We start from the raw sequence: 15,763 nt of genomic DNA, 5'->3' as shown, positions 1-15,763 counted from the left end.
ACAAAATTCCATACATCCCCATCTTATTCGCTTTACGGACACAATTCAACGTATTTTTGAAGCGCTTACAAAATTTCGGCAACTTCATTGCACGTAGGTCTGAAATACAGACAAAAAAGCGCGCAACAGCAATTAAAATCGCATGTCACGCACTATAGTTTTATCATTTTATTGACGCATCGTAAACTTCAGTACAATACCCTTTAAACCCACAATTCGGGCACGTTAACATTCTTGTTTGTGAAGTATGGGGTGCTAATAACCATGTTCGATATGAGGGTTTAAACTGCTTTTGGCAATTTGGACACATGTAACTGACTTGCTGATAGTACGTATAGGTCATTCTTTGCGCCAGTGTGAGTGCACTACCAAAACCTAATATTGCGGGCCAAAATTGACGATATTTCCAACTTAAGCCAACCCCAATCACTTCAAATAAAGTCGCTGTTGTTCCCATCCATAACATTTGTTTCATTAGACGTTGATGCTGTGGTTTTTGTTTCATCGCATCTTCAATGTCAGAAAGATTTTTAACAGGTGCACGTGATGAATCCAGTATCATCTGTTGCATTTGCTTCATCTGTTTCAGTTGCTGTTGTTGCTGTTGAATTTCTGCCTCAGTCTCTTCTACTTTACGTGTTAATAAAGTACGTACCGTTTGAAGTGTACCGTCCGCTAATAACATTTGCTTGATTTCTTTAAGACTGAGCCCTAATGACTTCATTACTAAAATCAAATGCAACTGTTCAACTTCATGCTCTGTATACATCCGATATTGATTGTCGTCTGTATAAGCAGGCTTTAAGACGTGTTGATGATCATAATACTGAATGGTTCTTTTTGAAATTCCAAACATATTCGCAAGCTCACCCGTCGAATAATGTGACATCGATTTCACCTCCATACTTCATGTATAGCCTATGACGTCACGTGACGGTCAACAATTTCATGCATAATTTCAATCATTTTTTCAGGCTCATCGACAAATGGTGCATGCGCCGTATCTTGAAAGGCGTAAAAATGCTTTTCTGGAGACCCGACATGATCAAAAAATGCTTTACTGTCTTCATAAGTCGTCTGCATATCATGAACACCTTGTAAAATATAAAATGGCACCTTTATTTCCTGGGCAATATCATTCAAATTGGTATGCGCCATTTCACTCGTTAAATGTTCAAAGGTTGATAAACTCCCTCTAACAATATTAATTCTTTCCATTAAACTGTAATAAGGCGTCTGCATCATCACACAAAACATGCGCCAAACCGAATACCCACGACTTGAAAAACCGACATGATAACGCGCGGTATAACGTTGTCTTGCCTTTTCATATTGACAATCTTGATTAAAATCACGCGTTAAATGAATCGCTTTGAGTTGTTTAATCGCACGCTGATTTCGTTCTTCATGTGCTAAAAACAGCAAATGTTGCAAAATGCACTGTTCATTATGAAAGACGTCCCCAAGTTGCCCCATGCCAATATATGCCGCAATATATTCAGGATAACGATGTGCGAGATGTGTACCTATAATGGTACCGAATGAGTGACACATCAAATACACTTGTTCTTGTTGAAAATGACGTCGTAAAAATTGAATGAGCTGATACGAGTCGGAAATTAAATCTGCCATTTCAACCGTTTCGCGCGTATAAGACATGCCCGTCCCGCGTTGATCCCAAAATACAACCGTATAGCGACCTGTCAAATCAATATGATGTGCTCTAAAAAAGGAATAAAGTGGAAATCCTGGCCCACCATGGACGACAAGCAGTATCGGTTTATCAGTACCTCTTGATTCAATAATGATGCCTTGTCGATGGCCATTCAAAGTCAAATAATGTTTCTGAATGGTACGTCCATCTTGTTCTATGTATGTTTTCATGTCTACACCTCACATCTTTCGATACCATTATAATCTATTTTGAGAGGCTTGTAGCATTTCTAGGCAAATAATAAACAAATATGCTAGAAACCAAAATATAAAAAAACAGGCTAGGACATTATTTCCCAGCCTTTATCCTATTCATTAAAGATGATTAAACAGCAGAAAAAAGAGGATGAATTGGATAAAAAATTGATGCTATTGCTTTTCTTAATTCTGTAAACTTGTCCTCTATTTACTGAATTAGATGTAAGATTGCCCAGAAGGCTGAGACTCCTGAGGGATCAAGCTGGTCCGGAAAATCCACTAACGCTTCAACAAATGTAACAGTATAATCAAGCGTTAGTTAGTTGAAGGGCCAGCCCCTAGGAAAGCGAAGCCATGAAGGCAATCAAAGCCAAAAATCATTGAGGGCAAGTTAAACAAAATATTGCATCAATAGCATCAAATTTTTTATTCCATCCCCTTTTAATCTATCTATGCATGTGCTTTTTCATAATGATAACCAATCTGATATGTAGAAACCTTATTTTTCAAAATCGGGCTTTCCTTCTCTTCATGATGCTGTCTTACGTTTTTATGTGACGCTTTAAACACATCTGACCCTAACCATTCACGAAATGCATCTTCAGATTGCCAAACTGTTAAAATTTTCACTTCATCATATTCTTTTAAACCATTCGTTTGTGTCACGTACATTTCGATAAATCCATCAATCGTTTCAATGCCTTGACGACGGTGGAATCGTTCCATCGTAGCCTCCGCTGTACCTTTTTGTAATGTCAATTTGTTTTCTGCCATAAACATTGTACTTCATCTCCTTTTACGCATTCGCACTCATCACGACTGCACCCTTATTGTATCTATCTCCAAATGAGGTACCTTGATTGCTCATTCAATACAAACTCACTGTTCAATCGATAACTTCTTTCATTATAATTGATAAAGATTATCATTATCAACCGAAATTGTGTTATTTACGCTTTTTAAATTTTTTTATTAGATAGTTCAACCTGACCAAATTTAAAATGAAAAAGCATACAATACCTGCGATAAAAAGAGGGATGTTCTTATAATAAAAAGCGAAAATTGTTGTCCAAATGCCGAGAACAATAACCATCATTTCTGTCCAAATAAACCATCGTCTCCGAACAATATCATGATAGCGTTCATCAATTTGTTCAAAGTCAATATTGGCAATCACAACATCTAATTTAAAAATATGAATCACGAGTACTAATAAAAAAACAAAACCAAAAACGGCAAGTGATATAATCATTGAGTTGCTCCTTTTTCCAGACAATTTTAGTTAATAAAAGCATAACATAAAGAAATGATTTAAAGGAAACTTCTCAAAAAAAAGACCGGAAGATGATGACATTCTCCCAGCCTTTAGTGTATTTTTTGTATCGCTATTTTGTTTTTGTACCGATTGAAAGATATTTCGTTTCAAGATAAGGTTCGATTCCTTCAATACCACCTTCACGGCCATAACCGCTTTCTTTCACACCACCGAATGGCGCATGTGGTGCTGATGGTGCACCGTCATTCCAACCAATCACACCATAGTGTAAGTTGTTATAAATATAAAGACCCGTGCGATAATCATTTGTGAAGAAATAAGATGCCAAGCCAAATTCTGTATCATTCGCTAAATGAATCGCTTCATCAATGTCAGAATAACGCATCACGGGCGCAACAGGACCGAATGTTTCTTCATGCATACATTTCATATCATGGTTGACATTTGTAATGACAACAGGTTTTAAGAAGTTACCTCCGAGCTCTTGAATGTCATTTAATTCACGTGATAATTGACCACCATGTTCAACCGCATCTTGAATGTGATCAAGCACTTTGTCCACGCCTTTTTGGTTGATGAGTGGTCCAATTTTAACGTCTTTATCCATACCGTCCCCTACTTTTAAGGCATGGACTTGTTCGATGAGTTGTTTTTCATATGCTTCTGCAATATCTTCGTGTACATAAATACGGTTGGCACAAATACATGTTTGGCCTGCATTTCTAAATTTTGTCTTAATCGTTTGTTCCACAGCATGTTCAATATCAGCATCTTTATGCACGATGAGTGGTGCGAGACCGCCAAGTTCCATTGTGACATTTTTAACGGATGCTGCAGATTGTTCGATTAACTTTTTGCCGACAGGTGTAGAACCTGTGAACGTCACTTTGTTGATCAATTCATGTTCTGTGAAAATTTTACCTGCAGTTTTACCACTCGCTAAAATGTATGAAATCGCATCTTCAGGAATACCTGCTTCATGCGCTAATTCAACTAAACGAATCGTTGTCATTGGCGTTTGTGTCGCTGGTTTACATACAATTGTACAACCTGCTGCGAGCGCCGGTGCCATTTTACGCGTAATCATTGCAGCTGGGAAGTTCCAAGGTGTAATCGCACCGACGACTCCAACTGGGAATTTATCAACTAAAATTTTCTTATCTGGTGAATTAGCTGGAATTGTTCTACCGTAAATACGTTTCGCTTCTTCAGCATACCAGTCCACATAACCAACAGCGTAGTCCACCTCACCTAATGCCTCTTGATAAGGTTTGCCTCCTTCAAGCGTGATAAGCTCCCCTAATGCTTCACGATTTTCTTTAATTAAAGTTGACCACTTCCACAATAAACGTGAACGCTCGTGAGCATCCACTTCACGCCATGAAAGATACGCTTCATAAGCACGTTCAATTTTATGATGAATCTCAGTTTCTTCAGTAAATGCATATGTCTTAATCACTTCACCCGTCGATGGGTTTTCTACATCAAACTTTGTCATCTTCCATCCCTCTTCCTTTTAGTTATTTACCGTATGACACTTTATTGCGCATCATACAATTATCGTAACACGTCATGAAATTTCTTACATACTTTTCACTCATAATATGTTAGATTAGATTTATATTTTTAACGAAAGTAGTTGATTCTAACATGACAACCGCAATCCCCAACTGTCCGCAGTGTGATTCTGAATATACTTACGAAGATGGCGGACTTTACATTTGCCCGATGTGTGCGTATGAATGGACAAACGACACACTTGAGGCAGCCGCTGAACAAGCCATCATTCGTGATGCTAATGGGAACCCACTTCAAGACGGTGACACGGTATCAGTCATTCGCGATTTAAAAATTAAAGGTAGTTCTCAAATGATTAAACAAGGGACTAAAGTTAAAAACATTAAATTAGTCGACCCTGAAGATGGACATGATATCGACTGTAAAATTCCTGGCTTTGGACAAATTGGCTTAAAATCTGAAGTCGTGAAAAAAATTAAATAACATTAAAAATAGGACAACATTGTCGTGCTATGCGCGCTCATGTTGTCCTATTTCTATAGATGTTGTTTAAAACGCTTCGTCGACAGATGCGATGGCTTCATCGATGGTTTGACCTGTAGATAAAGCGACTGCCGCAATGAAACTACCTTCTACAATCGGGGCATCTACTTTTTCAATACGATGTGTCCCAGTATACATTTCTATCGCCATATCCAAATTCATTTCAGATGAGCCGATATCAAAGAAACAAATCGCGTCATCGTCAATATCGTTCAATACTGCTGAAATATCATCAAAAGACGTACCGATTTCGCCTTCAATTCCACCAATTGCAACGACATTCACATCTTGTGCCATCTGTGCAAGGAGTTCTTTTGTGCCTTCTGCAATTTTTTCACTGTGACTGACTAAAACGATTTGTGTCATGCTACATCAGCTCCTATCAGTGCATTTAAAATGTAGACACTACTTTGTGCGCCTGGATCAATGTAACCAATTGATTCTTTTTTAAAGTATGACGCACGACCTTTTGTTGCTTCTATATCACGTGTTGCATCGGCATAGGATTGTAACTTTTCTAAGTCCACTGTCTCACCTTGCTCGACCGCTTCTCTTGCACGCGCAATCACGTCGTACATTGTTTTTTCATTTAAAGTCACTTTACCACGTTGGGCCACTGCTTCTTCAAATGCTTTTAACAACTCGACTAAGTTGTTATGGTCTATCTCGTCTTGTGCGATTTGCGCCATTTTGACAAAACTAAAGCCGTATAATGGTCCAGAAGCCCCGCCAACTTTCGACATGAGCGTCATGCCTGTAGATTTGAATAATGCCTGCATTGAACTGTCATCTAATTGTTCAGGAAGTGCTTCAAAACCACGCCGCATATTCACACCGTGGTCCCCATCACCAATCGCACGGTCAAGCTCAGTTAAAGTCTCTTCTTGTGCTTCAAATGTTTCTTTCAATGCAAGTAATCGTTCTTTTAAAGTTGCTACGTCCATCTTGTGAACCTCCTATTGATTAAAAAAATCGACTTGTTGTAGGTGCGCGAAACGCTGATAATACGCGTTCATCGTATGAGACAAATGTTAGTGAAAATCCTTGCATGTCGAGTGATGTCATATAATCACCCACAAACCATCCTTTAACAGTTTTCCCTTCTTTTTCTAATTGTAACGCGACATATTTCGTCACAATATCTAATTCTGATAATGGTGTGCCACCCATGCCGTTCACCATCACAATCAATTCGTCACTCGTTACTTCTTGCTTCAATTGTTCGATCAAGCGTTGCACAATTTGTTCTACAGGTTCTACTGGCACGCGCGCTAATCCACGTTCACCATGGATACCGATACCGATCTCCATTTCATGATCTTCAATATCGAAACCATATTTACCTGTCGTTGGTACTGCAGGAGGTGTGAGTGCCATCCCAATCGTACGCATGTGTTCCATCATTGCTTCAACTTCAGTTTTAAGTTCCGTTAATTTCTTACCATGTTCTGCTAAATAACCGGCATATTTATGAACAAATACGGTACCTGCAACACCACGACGTTTTTCAACATCATCAATCGCAATGTCATCATGAACAACGACCATTTCCACTTGAATATCTTCCATCTCAGCCATGTCTTTTGCCATTTCAAAGTTCATGACATCACCAGCGTAATTTTTAACGATGAGTAACACACCGTCTCCATTGTCTACCGCTTTAATAGCTTCTAGCACTTTATCCGGTGTCGGTGAGGTAAACACTTCACCACATACCGCAGCATCCAACATGCCTTCGCCGACATAACCCGCATGTGCAGGTTCATGACCGCTTCCGCCACCTGAAACTAATGCGACACCTGAAGTTTTTTTATGCTGACGCACAACAACTGTATCCGCAATCACTTCAATGTTCGGATTTGTGATTTTCAAACCGTCTAACATGTCTTGTAAAAAGTGTGTTTTATCCTGGATTAACTTTTTCATTTGCTCACCTTCTATCCTTGTTTCCTCTATTATAAATTTTATAATGAAAACGTTCACGCAAAAACTATTTTCATTCATCTCACAATTCTGTATATAAAAAAAGTTGTACAGCCGCTCCTTCCAACTAGAACGTGCTGTACAACACTTTTCAATCATTTTAAATTGTGTCGATTTAGAAGAAAATAAGTGTCAAAATCGGAACAACTGCTACAACGACAACCCCAACCAGTACAATCGCGATGCTCGCCATTGACTCTTCTACAGGTCCGAGTTCTTTAGCTGCCGCTACACCTAACGTATGTCCACTCGTTCCTAACGATAACCCTCTCGCAATCGGATCATCAATGTGGAACCATTTCAATAATTTATTACCTAAAGCGTAAATAATAACTGCATTTAAAATAACTGCCAGTGATGTGAGTTCTTTAATACCACCGATACCTTCAGATACAGGTAATGCAATCGCTGTTGTTGCTGCTTGCGGAAGCATTGATGCGATAATGTCACTACCAAATTGAAGTGCTTTTGCGACAAAGAAAATACCGACAAGTGCCAACACCGTTCCAATACCAATACCGCCTATAATACGATGCCAATGTTTCACTAATACATCACGCTTTTTGTATAATGGAATCGCAAATGAAATCGTCGCAGGTCCAAGGAAGAAATTAATGATGTCACCACCAACTTTATACTTTTCATAAGGAATTCCTGTAAAGTGTAGGAATGCCACCCCGAAGACCATCGCAACAAAGAGCGGTGCGAATAAGAAGAAGCCATTCGTCTTTTTAAATAGGACTGTTGCGATTAAAAATGGAATCACTGATAACAAAATACCGAAATACGGTGTATCAATAGCAAGATGATTAACCATGTGAATGCGCTCCTTTCACTTTCGCTTTTGTACGATTTGTAGCTACTTTGTCTTTCGTCGTCATACGCATTAAAATTTGTGACGCAAAACCTGTAAACACAAGTAACAGAATTGTAGAAATAATAATCAATCCAATAATAAGAATCGGACTTGCACTAATAATGTCCAATGAATTCACAACTGAAATCCCAGCTGGTACGAATAAAAATCCGATATTATTCGTTAACGCTGTTCCTACTTTTTCAACCTGACCGAGTTTTATCACACCTGTACATAATAAAACGAACAGTAACACTAGCCCTATTACTGATGCCGGCATAGGAATCGGCATAAATGATTCAATAATACTTGAAACAAACAACACTGACGCAATCACTAACACTTGATGTAAAAAACTATATGTTTTCTCTTCTTTTTGTTTCACTTTTACAACCTCCCGTGCGTTTCTGATTGACTTCATTATATTATGAAAAAAATCACATACCCCGTTTTCATCCCGAAATGCAAAAAAAGAGGCGTGAAATACAAAATCACACCCTCTTTGAACAAACACATGATTTAATTGTCATATAGCGTAGTAAAAATACACTTTGAGTTGATAAAAAATCTCTGTAAACACCACTTTCCACACCAAAAACAGGTGAGGGATGTGGTAATCGTTGTGAATGGCACCCTTTAATTGATACGTCTACTCTACAAAGATTGCAAGAACTATTCGACACTCCCGAGGGATATAGTTGAAAACAAAATGTCGTCTTTTAACTTTGATAGCGGCTACTGGTTAACGCAGTAGCTGTCTGACTTCTCAATACTCTCGCTTTGAGAAGTCTAGTCAGCCTTGCGGGGGCAGTACGACGAAATCTTTGTTGCACATGAGATTTCTGTACTGCTCCCGAAAATCCATCAGCGCTTCAACAAGTGTCTCATTTAATAAAAGCGCTGGTTAGTTGAAAGATCAGCCCCTGGGAAAGGGAGAATAGTTCAGCAATCTAAGATAAACGCACCACATCAATTCACAAACAAAAACCTCACAACCTTAATCCCATCACTTGCTTAAACTTCTTCATATATGACCGACTCACCTGCATCTTCACACCATCCGTCAACGTCACCATATACGTCGAATTAAACCAATGCTCAATCGCCTCAATATGCTGCCGATTAATCACATTCGCACGATGAATTCGAATAAACTGCTCACCATCCAACCGTTTCTCATAAGCACTCAAAGGCTCAGACGTTTGATACTCGCCTTGTGTCGTATAAATCGTCGTCACCCCTTGATTGACCGATATCCCAATCACATCAGCAGGACTCAACATATGAATACGTTCACCCACTTCAATAGGCAATGGTTGCGTCACTGGCATTGTTGAACGCGTCACATGCGCATCCTCAAATTTCTCTTGTTGTGCACGAACTTTTTCAACAGCTTGCGCAATTCGAGCCTGATCGAACGGCTTCATAATATAGTCTGTCGCATTGAGCTCGAATGCTTGTACCGCAAATTGATCGTGTGCCGTCGCAAAAACAATCGCTGGCGGTGCTTTCATCTTCTGAATCTTCTTACCTAATTCAATCCCGTTTTCATTCATTAAATTAATATCTAAAAACACTAAGTCATATTCATTAACTAACAACGCTTCAATCGTTTCGCTCACATTTTCCGCTTCATCTAAAACGTCAAATCCTCCAATACGATTCAATAAATATATCAATTCATTACGCGCTAGTGGTTCGTCGTCAACAATTAACGCACGCATGATTTAATCCTCCTTTTGTTGATAAGGCAACGTACACCATACGCACGTTCCTGTTTCATCACTATCAAAATGTAACGCGGCATGATCACTGAACAAACCTTTTAATCTTAAATTCAAATTCTCTAAAGCACTACCCGTTCCTGACTCCGATTCGACTGTCGTTTCACCCAATTGTGTCAGCTTATCTGCAGGAATACCCCGACCATTATCACTCACTTCGATACAGAGCTGTTGTGCATCTTTCAAACGTGCATAGACCTTAATTCGGTTGCCCTTTTTACGATTCGGAAAAGCATGTTTGACTGCATTTTCCACTAAAATTTGTATTAAAAATGGCGGCACAGAAGCTTGTTTCACCTTTTCTGGCACATCAAAAGTCACATCAAACCGCCCTGGAAAACGTGCTTGTTCGAGTGATAAATACGCCGTCACTTGCCCCAACTCTTTTTCTAAAGTAATCGTGTTTTGACGTGAACCTTGTAAATTTGAACGAAAGAAATGGCTCAACTCTAACAACAATTCTCTCGCTTTTTCACTATCGATACGCACCAATGCAGAAATGGTATTAATCGCGTTAAAAAAGAAATGCGGATTCACTTGAGCTTGTAGCGATTTGATTTCAGCATCTTTCAATAACTTACTTTGCATTTCAGCTTCTCCAAGTTCGATTTGACTACTAAAGATTTCCGCTAAACCTTCCGCTAATTGACGTTCGACAAAAGTTAAATTAGTCGGATTCGTAAAATACATTTTTAACGTTCCTGTTACTTTGCCATGCATTTTAAGTGGAATCACGAGCGCGGCATGAAGTGGGCAATGCGGATGGCTACAACCAATTTCCTCTTTTGTATGTACTTCTTTTAACTCTCCAGTTTGTAATACTTCCTTAGATAAATGGGTAATAATTTCTTTTTTAGGAATATGATGATCACTCCCCGCCCCGACATGCGCTAAAATATCATGTCGATTCGTAATTGCGACGGCTGACACTTTCATCAAATCTTTAATAATCATGGCTACATGCTTTGCCGAGTCTTCATTGAGTCCTTCTTTAAAATAAGGCAACGTTTGATTCGTCAATTGTAAAACATCATGCGTTTGAACCGCACGCATTTGTTCTTCTTGCTTTAAAGTCGAACTAATGATAGACATAAAAATCGCTGTTCCTACACTGTTAACGACAATCATTGGCAGCGCAATCAGTGAAATTAAATCCAATGCATACTGTTTATCTTGGGCGAACGAAAAAATACAAATCATCTGTACAATTTCCATCATGCCACCAATTAATGCGCTTTTAGCAATTGTTGGGTATTGATGTTTTTCAAGTGCTTGTCTACCATAATATCCAGAAATCAGTCCAATAAACAGCGAAGAAATTAAATATGTATAAGCTTCTGCTCCGCCCATATAAAGACGGAATATACCTGACAATATGCCAACAAACACACCGACAAAAGGTCCTCCCACAAGTCCGGCCACACCAATCGTAAGAACACGTGTATTTGCTAAAGAAACATTATCGTCTAACTGAAAATAGATACTTCCTGCTAAAATATCCCCATTCTTTATCACTATACCGGTAAAGTTAGACATGAGCGCAAAGAGACTAAAGACGATGCACAGTTGCCATTTAGAAGCCCATGCCTGTCTTTGTTGCATCGTATGCTTGAAGTAATTCGAATTCATTAAAATATATGCCAAAATGATAATGATTCCGACACGCTCCATGAGTAATATCATTAAATTAAACATCGATTTTTGCTCCTTTTGCATTTTCGAGACTTTTAAAACTTTATTCTAGTTTATCACAACATACCAAACTTCCTAGATTGATAGAATGACTAATTTTTTACAGTTATTACAATTTAATATAAAAAAACACCACCACTATCTAACATTTGTCAGATAATGACGGTGTCGTGAATGACATTAATTTTTTTGAATGACTTAAGCAGGAATTTCTGCACGTTTTGTACTATGACGACGTACGATAGCTGCAATCATAGTAGATGCAATACCGAAAATCATAAAGCCAATCAACATCCACATTGTACTATTCAATTCGATACCTTCATTTAAATATAAAATACTTCTTAACATGTCTGCATAATGGACTAAGGGATTCCAATCCACCATATATTTTTGATAAAACTCAGGCAACATTTGTTTCGGCAGTGTCACCATTTGCATGCTAAAGAACATTAATAAGAAGAAAATAGGTACAGATTTCATTCCAAGCCATGTCATTGTCCCTAAAATTAATCCAACAAATCCCATAATGGCAAGTGCAATAAATGTCGCTGTTGCATTGGCATCATTAAAGTCAAAGTCAAGTACACCTTGCATAAAGTAGACAAATGCAAAAGCACCAGCAAATGCAGTCACTGCTGTCATGACAATTTGACCTAACGCCGCAGTCACACGATGACGTATCGTGATGTTGTTACTTGTTCTAAATGCATAGAACAATAAAACAGAAATGACGATAGAACCCATCCATACCGGCATAAACATTAAGAACGGACCATTACCTCCTGCCTGATGATCACCGACTTTATTCATTTTTTGATGATCCGCCTTAACAGGTTGTGTTAAACCTTGAATGTCTGAAGCATTCACTGTCACATTTTGATCTTCTAACGTTTTTAAACTTTGTGCAGTGATATTTTGATTAACTTTATCACTCATACCATTAAGCATCTGTGAAACCATTTGAGATATTTGTGTTCCCGCGCCTTCATTCACAATCGTTTTAAACGTCGCTTGTTGTGGCTTCACAGTTTGTGCACCACTCTGTTTAGCCATTTGTTGCGCCACTTCTAGAGGAATCTCACCAGACTTCACTTTTTCTTCCATCTCTTGTTTTTTATATTTTCCCACAACACTTTGCGTTTGACTCATCGCATGTTGAGAAAAATCCTTTTCGATTACGATGACACCGAAATAATCTTTATTTTGCATGCCTTTTTTCAAATCGGCTTCATTATCCACTTTAATCCATTTAACAGTATCCGAATCGCTCTTTGTCAAATTAGATTCTAAATTTTTACCAATATTCACTTCTTTATCTTGAATTTTGATGCCTTTATCCGCATTAACTACCGCAATTGGAATATCTTTCGGTTTTGGATTAAATGCAGGATAAAACGCCAAAGAAAAGATAAGTAGAATAACTACCGCTACAATTGGCGCCATCCAAAACAATTTACTTTTTAATATGTTCATTTTTTAACCTCCCTATAGAATCATCGTCATATTTTTGATTACTGTTTTATTCTAATAGGTTTGTCACAACTTACAATATTCAATGTATGTCGATTTGTATGTTATTCAACATTTGGCAACAGATTGTCGTATTACTTGAAGAAATTGTAATCACTTAAAAAAGACTTGCCCTCATTAACGAGGACAAGCCTTATCATTCCCTTATTGATGATTTAAATAATGCACGCTATTTTACAATTATTTGTCTTCTTTTTCTTTACGACGTCTGCCGATTAAGAATAAGCCACCTAGTGCTGCAAATAATCCACCCAATAGTGCACCATTTTGCGTGTTGTTTTCACCTGTGTCTGGTAATTGTTCAGACTGTTGTTTTTGTTTTGCTTTACCTGAAGTTGAATTTTGTTCATCCGCATTCATAGAGTGATTCATTGCATCAGAAGTTGTTTGATCTCCAGTTGGCATTGGATCCATATCTGTTGCAGTCGAAGTACCATTACTTTGATCAACAGTACCATTAGATTCTTGGTTCATGCCTCCACCGTTATCTGTAGAGCCTTTTCCTTCGTCTGTACCTTGGTTCATGTCTCCACCGTTATCTGTAGAGCCTTTTCCTTCATCTGTACCTTGATTCATGTCTCCACCGTTATCTGTAGAGCCATTATCTTCATCTGTACCTTGATTCATGTCTCCACCGTTATTTGTAGAGCCATTATCTTCATCTGTACCTTGGTCCATGTCTCCACCGTTATCTGTAGATCCATCCCCTTCATCTGTACCTTGGTTCATGTCTCCACCGTTATCTGTAGATCCATCCCCTTCATCTGTGCCCTGGTTCATGTCTCCATCGTTATTTGTAGAGCCATTATCTTCAGATTGTTTACCGATTGTTACTTGTACTACAAGGTGGTCTGTTGTTCCATCTGGGTACGTTACTGTCACACTTACTCCTGATGTACCTTCTCTTTCACCATCTGGTAATTCACTTGGATCATCAATCGTAATTGTCGGTTGATCTCCATCTGTTGGATAACCTGGAATTGTGATTGAACCGATAATGTCATCTTTTGTGATTGGTGTTCCAAAGTCTTTTGTTACTTCTTCACTTGTTGGTGTGTATTTATCATTATCTGATTGTTTTCCAACTGTTACTTGTACTACAAGGTGATCTGTTGTTCCATCTGGGTATGTTACTGTCACACTTACTCCTGATGTACCTTCTCTTTCACCATCTGGTAATTCACTTGGATTGTCAATCGTGATTGTCGGTTGATCTCCATCTGTTGGATAACCTGGAATTGTGATTGAACCGATAATGTCATCTTTTGTGATTGGTGTTCCAAAGTCTTTTGTTACTTCTTCACTTGTTGGTGTGTATTTATCATTATCTGATTGTTTTCCAACTGTTACTTGTACTACAAGGTGATCTGTTGTTCCATCTGGGTATGTTACTGTCACACTTACTCCTGATGTACCTTCTGTTTCACCATTTGGTAATTCACTTGGGTCATCAATCGTAATTGTTGGTTGGTCTCCATCCGTCGGATAGTTCGGTACTGTAATTGAACCAATTACATCCTCTTCATTCACTGGTGTACCAAAGTCTTTGTTCACGCCATTCGTTTCTGGTGTGTACTTATCATTATCCGCTTGTTTACCGATTGTCACTGGTACTGTAATGTGGTCTGTTGTTCCATCTGGATATTCTACAGTTACTCCTACATCTGTTGTGCCTTCTGTTTCACCATTTGGTAATTGACTTGGATCATCAATCGTAATTGTTGGTTGATCTCCATCCGTCGGATAGTTCGGTACTGTAATTGAACCAATTACATCCTCTTCATTCACTGGTGTACCAAAGTCTTTGTTCACGCCATTCGTTCCTGGTGTGTACTTATCATTATCCGCTTGTTTACCGATTGTCACTGGTACTGTAATGTGGTCTGTTGTTCCATCTGGATATTCTACAGTTACGCCTACATCTGTTGTGCCTTCTGTTTCACCATTTGGTAATTGACTTGGATCATCAATCGTAATTGTTGGTTGATCTCCATCTGTTGGATAGTTCGGTACTGTTACCGCATCTTTCACTTCATCTTCTGATACACCTGTACCAAAATCTTTTGTGATTGGTGTTGTTGACGGTGTGTACTTATCATTGTCCGCTTGTTTACCAATTGTTACTGGTACTGTAATGTGGTCTGTTGTTCCATCCGGATATTCTACAGTTACGCCTACATCTGTTGTACCTTCTGTTTCACCATTTGGCAATTGACTTGGATCATCAATCGTAATTGTTGGTTGATCTCCATCCGTTGGATAGTTCGGTACTGTTACCGCACCTTTCACTTCATCTTCTGATACACCTGTACCATAATCTTTTGTGATTGGTGTTGTTTCTGGTGTGTACTTATCATTATCCGCTTGTTTTCCGATTGTTACTGGTACTGTAATGTGGTCTGTTGTTCCATCTGGATATTCTACAGTTACACCTACATCTGTTGTGCCTTCTGTTTCACCATTTGGTAATTGACTTGGATCATCAATCGTAATTGTTGGTTGATCTCCATCCGTTGGATAGTTCGGTACTGTTACTGCGCCTTTCACTTCATCTTCTGATACACCTGTACCATAATCTTTTGTGATTGGTGTTGTTGACGGTGTGTACTTATCATTATCCGCTTGTTTACCAATTGTTACTGGTACTGTAATGTGGTCTGTTGTTCC

Annotated in this window: 15 protein-coding genes; 1 reads left to right on the top strand and 14 read right to left on the bottom strand. The window is 38.6% G+C overall.

The genetic code is table 11. The features are described 5' to 3' along the window. Window positions 1-163 precede the first annotated feature (163 nt). The 5 genes from CCE82_RS08780 to CCE82_RS08760 form a co-directional block, all read right to left on the bottom strand. Window positions 164-889 (bottom strand): MerR family transcriptional regulator, encoded by a 726-nt coding sequence (locus tag CCE82_RS08780; RefSeq protein ID WP_086429022.1) that lies wholly within the window; start codon window positions 887-889, stop codon window positions 164-166. Between the two features lie 29 nt (window positions 890-918). Beyond that, entirely contained in the window at window positions 919-1,884 is a 966-nt protein-coding gene (locus CCE82_RS08775) for an alpha/beta fold hydrolase (protein WP_086429021.1), read from the bottom strand. A 477-nt stretch (window positions 1,885-2,361) separates the two neighbouring features. Next, the gene (locus CCE82_RS08770) at window positions 2,362-2,691 is read right to left on the bottom strand and encodes an antibiotic biosynthesis monooxygenase (RefSeq protein ID WP_019167490.1); all 330 of its coding nucleotides are present in this window, start codon (window positions 2,689-2,691) and stop codon (window positions 2,362-2,364) included. 166 nt (window positions 2,692-2,857) lie between these two features. Then, complete coding sequence (locus CCE82_RS08765) at window positions 2,858-3,163, bottom strand: hypothetical protein (RefSeq protein WP_086429020.1); 306 nt, start codon at window positions 3,161-3,163, stop codon at window positions 2,858-2,860. 133 nt (window positions 3,164-3,296) lie between these two features. Continuing rightward, the gene (locus CCE82_RS08760; RefSeq protein ID WP_086429019.1) at window positions 3,297-4,685 is read right to left on the bottom strand and encodes an NAD-dependent succinate-semialdehyde dehydrogenase; all 1,389 of its coding nucleotides are present in this window, start codon (window positions 4,683-4,685) and stop codon (window positions 3,297-3,299) included. 152 nt (window positions 4,686-4,837) lie between these two features. Here CCE82_RS08760 and CCE82_RS08755 point away from each other — a divergent pair, with 152 nt between their 5' ends. Then, entirely contained in the window at window positions 4,838-5,188 is a 351-nt protein-coding gene (locus CCE82_RS08755; RefSeq protein ID WP_086429018.1) for a zinc ribbon domain-containing protein YjdM, read from the top strand. 66 nt (window positions 5,189-5,254) lie between these two features. Here the strand turns inward: CCE82_RS08755 and dhaM are convergent, their stop codons facing one another. From dhaM to CCE82_RS08710, 9 genes are all read right to left on the bottom strand, one after another. Then, window positions 5,255-5,614, bottom strand: coding sequence for a dihydroxyacetone kinase phosphoryl donor subunit DhaM (dhaM, locus tag CCE82_RS08750; RefSeq protein ID WP_086429017.1), 360 nt, complete (start codon window positions 5,612-5,614; stop codon window positions 5,255-5,257). Further along, window positions 5,611-6,192 (bottom strand): dihydroxyacetone kinase subunit DhaL, encoded by a 582-nt coding sequence (gene dhaL, locus CCE82_RS08745; RefSeq protein ID WP_086429016.1) that lies wholly within the window; start codon window positions 6,190-6,192, stop codon window positions 5,611-5,613. Before dhaL ends, dhaM begins: the two co-directional genes overlap by 4 nt. A 19-nt stretch (window positions 6,193-6,211) precedes the next feature. Continuing rightward, window positions 6,212-7,174, bottom strand: a complete 963-nt coding sequence (gene dhaK / locus CCE82_RS08740) for a dihydroxyacetone kinase subunit DhaK (protein ID WP_086429015.1) — start codon at window positions 7,172-7,174, stop codon at window positions 6,212-6,214. A 172-nt stretch (window positions 7,175-7,346) separates the two neighbouring features. Continuing rightward, window positions 7,347-8,048, bottom strand: a complete 702-nt coding sequence (lrgB, locus tag CCE82_RS08735; RefSeq protein ID WP_086429014.1) for an antiholin-like protein LrgB — start codon at window positions 8,046-8,048, stop codon at window positions 7,347-7,349. After that, window positions 8,041-8,472, bottom strand: a complete 432-nt coding sequence (lrgA, locus tag CCE82_RS08730; RefSeq protein WP_086429013.1) for an antiholin-like murein hydrolase modulator LrgA — start codon at window positions 8,470-8,472, stop codon at window positions 8,041-8,043. Before lrgA ends, lrgB begins: the two co-directional genes overlap by 8 nt. A gap of 604 nt (window positions 8,473-9,076) precedes the next feature. Then, complete coding sequence (locus CCE82_RS08725; protein WP_086429012.1) at window positions 9,077-9,811, bottom strand: response regulator transcription factor LytR; 735 nt, start codon at window positions 9,809-9,811, stop codon at window positions 9,077-9,079. 3 nt (window positions 9,812-9,814) lie between these two features. Beyond that, window positions 9,815-11,566, bottom strand: a complete 1,752-nt coding sequence (locus tag CCE82_RS08720; protein WP_086429011.1) for a sensor histidine kinase — start codon at window positions 11,564-11,566, stop codon at window positions 9,815-9,817. A 195-nt stretch (window positions 11,567-11,761) separates the two neighbouring features. Next, entirely contained in the window at window positions 11,762-13,039 is a 1,278-nt protein-coding gene (locus tag CCE82_RS08715; RefSeq protein WP_086429010.1) for a YhgE/Pip domain-containing protein, read from the bottom strand. A 237-nt stretch (window positions 13,040-13,276) separates the two neighbouring features. Continuing rightward, window positions 13,277-15,763, bottom strand: a 2,487-nt coding sequence (locus CCE82_RS08710; RefSeq protein ID WP_119184408.1) for a Rib/alpha-like domain-containing protein, incomplete at its 5' end; no start/stop codon positions are given.

This window comes from Staphylococcus cornubiensis (assembly GCF_900183575.1).
Lineage (GTDB): Bacteria > Bacillota > Bacilli > Staphylococcales > Staphylococcaceae > Staphylococcus > Staphylococcus cornubiensis.
This window is presented reverse-complemented; position numbering and strand designations above follow the sequence as displayed.

Excerpts from the sequence above, each read along its gene's own strand:
- CCE82_RS08760 (WP_086429019.1), bottom strand. The coding sequence starts at position 4,685 with ATGACAAAGTTTGATGTAGAAAACCCATCGACGGGTGAAGTGATTAAG.
- CCE82_RS08720 (WP_086429011.1), bottom strand. The coding sequence starts at position 11,566 with ATGTTTAATTTAATGATATTACTCATGGAGCGTGTCGGAATCATTATC.
- lrgB (WP_086429014.1), bottom strand. The coding sequence starts at position 8,048 with ATGGTTAATCATCTTGCTATTGATACACCGTATTTCGGTATTTTGTTA.
- dhaK (WP_086429015.1), bottom strand. The coding sequence starts at position 7,174 with ATGAAAAAGTTAATCCAGGATAAAACACACTTTTTACAAGACATGTTA.
- dhaM (WP_086429017.1), bottom strand. The coding sequence starts at position 5,614 with ATGACACAAATCGTTTTAGTCAGTCACAGTGAAAAAATTGCAGAAGGC.
- CCE82_RS08770 (WP_019167490.1), bottom strand. The coding sequence starts at position 2,691 with ATGTTTATGGCAGAAAACAAATTGACATTACAAAAAGGTACAGCGGAG.
- CCE82_RS08765 (WP_086429020.1), bottom strand. The coding sequence starts at position 3,163 with ATGATTATATCACTTGCCGTTTTTGGTTTTGTTTTTTTATTAGTACTC.
- dhaL (WP_086429016.1), bottom strand. The coding sequence starts at position 6,192 with ATGGACGTAGCAACTTTAAAAGAACGATTACTTGCATTGAAAGAAACA.
- CCE82_RS08775 (WP_086429021.1), bottom strand. The coding sequence starts at position 1,884 with ATGAAAACATACATAGAACAAGATGGACGTACCATTCAGAAACATTAT.
- CCE82_RS08725 (WP_086429012.1), bottom strand. The coding sequence starts at position 9,811 with ATGCGTGCGTTAATTGTTGACGACGAACCACTAGCGCGTAATGAATTG.
- CCE82_RS08780 (WP_086429022.1), bottom strand. The coding sequence starts at position 889 with ATGTCACATTATTCGACGGGTGAGCTTGCGAATATGTTTGGAATTTCA.
- CCE82_RS08715 (WP_086429010.1), bottom strand. The coding sequence starts at position 13,039 with ATGAACATATTAAAAAGTAAATTGTTTTGGATGGCGCCAATTGTAGCG.
- CCE82_RS08755 (WP_086429018.1), top strand. The coding sequence starts at position 4,838 with ATGACAACCGCAATCCCCAACTGTCCGCAGTGTGATTCTGAATATACT.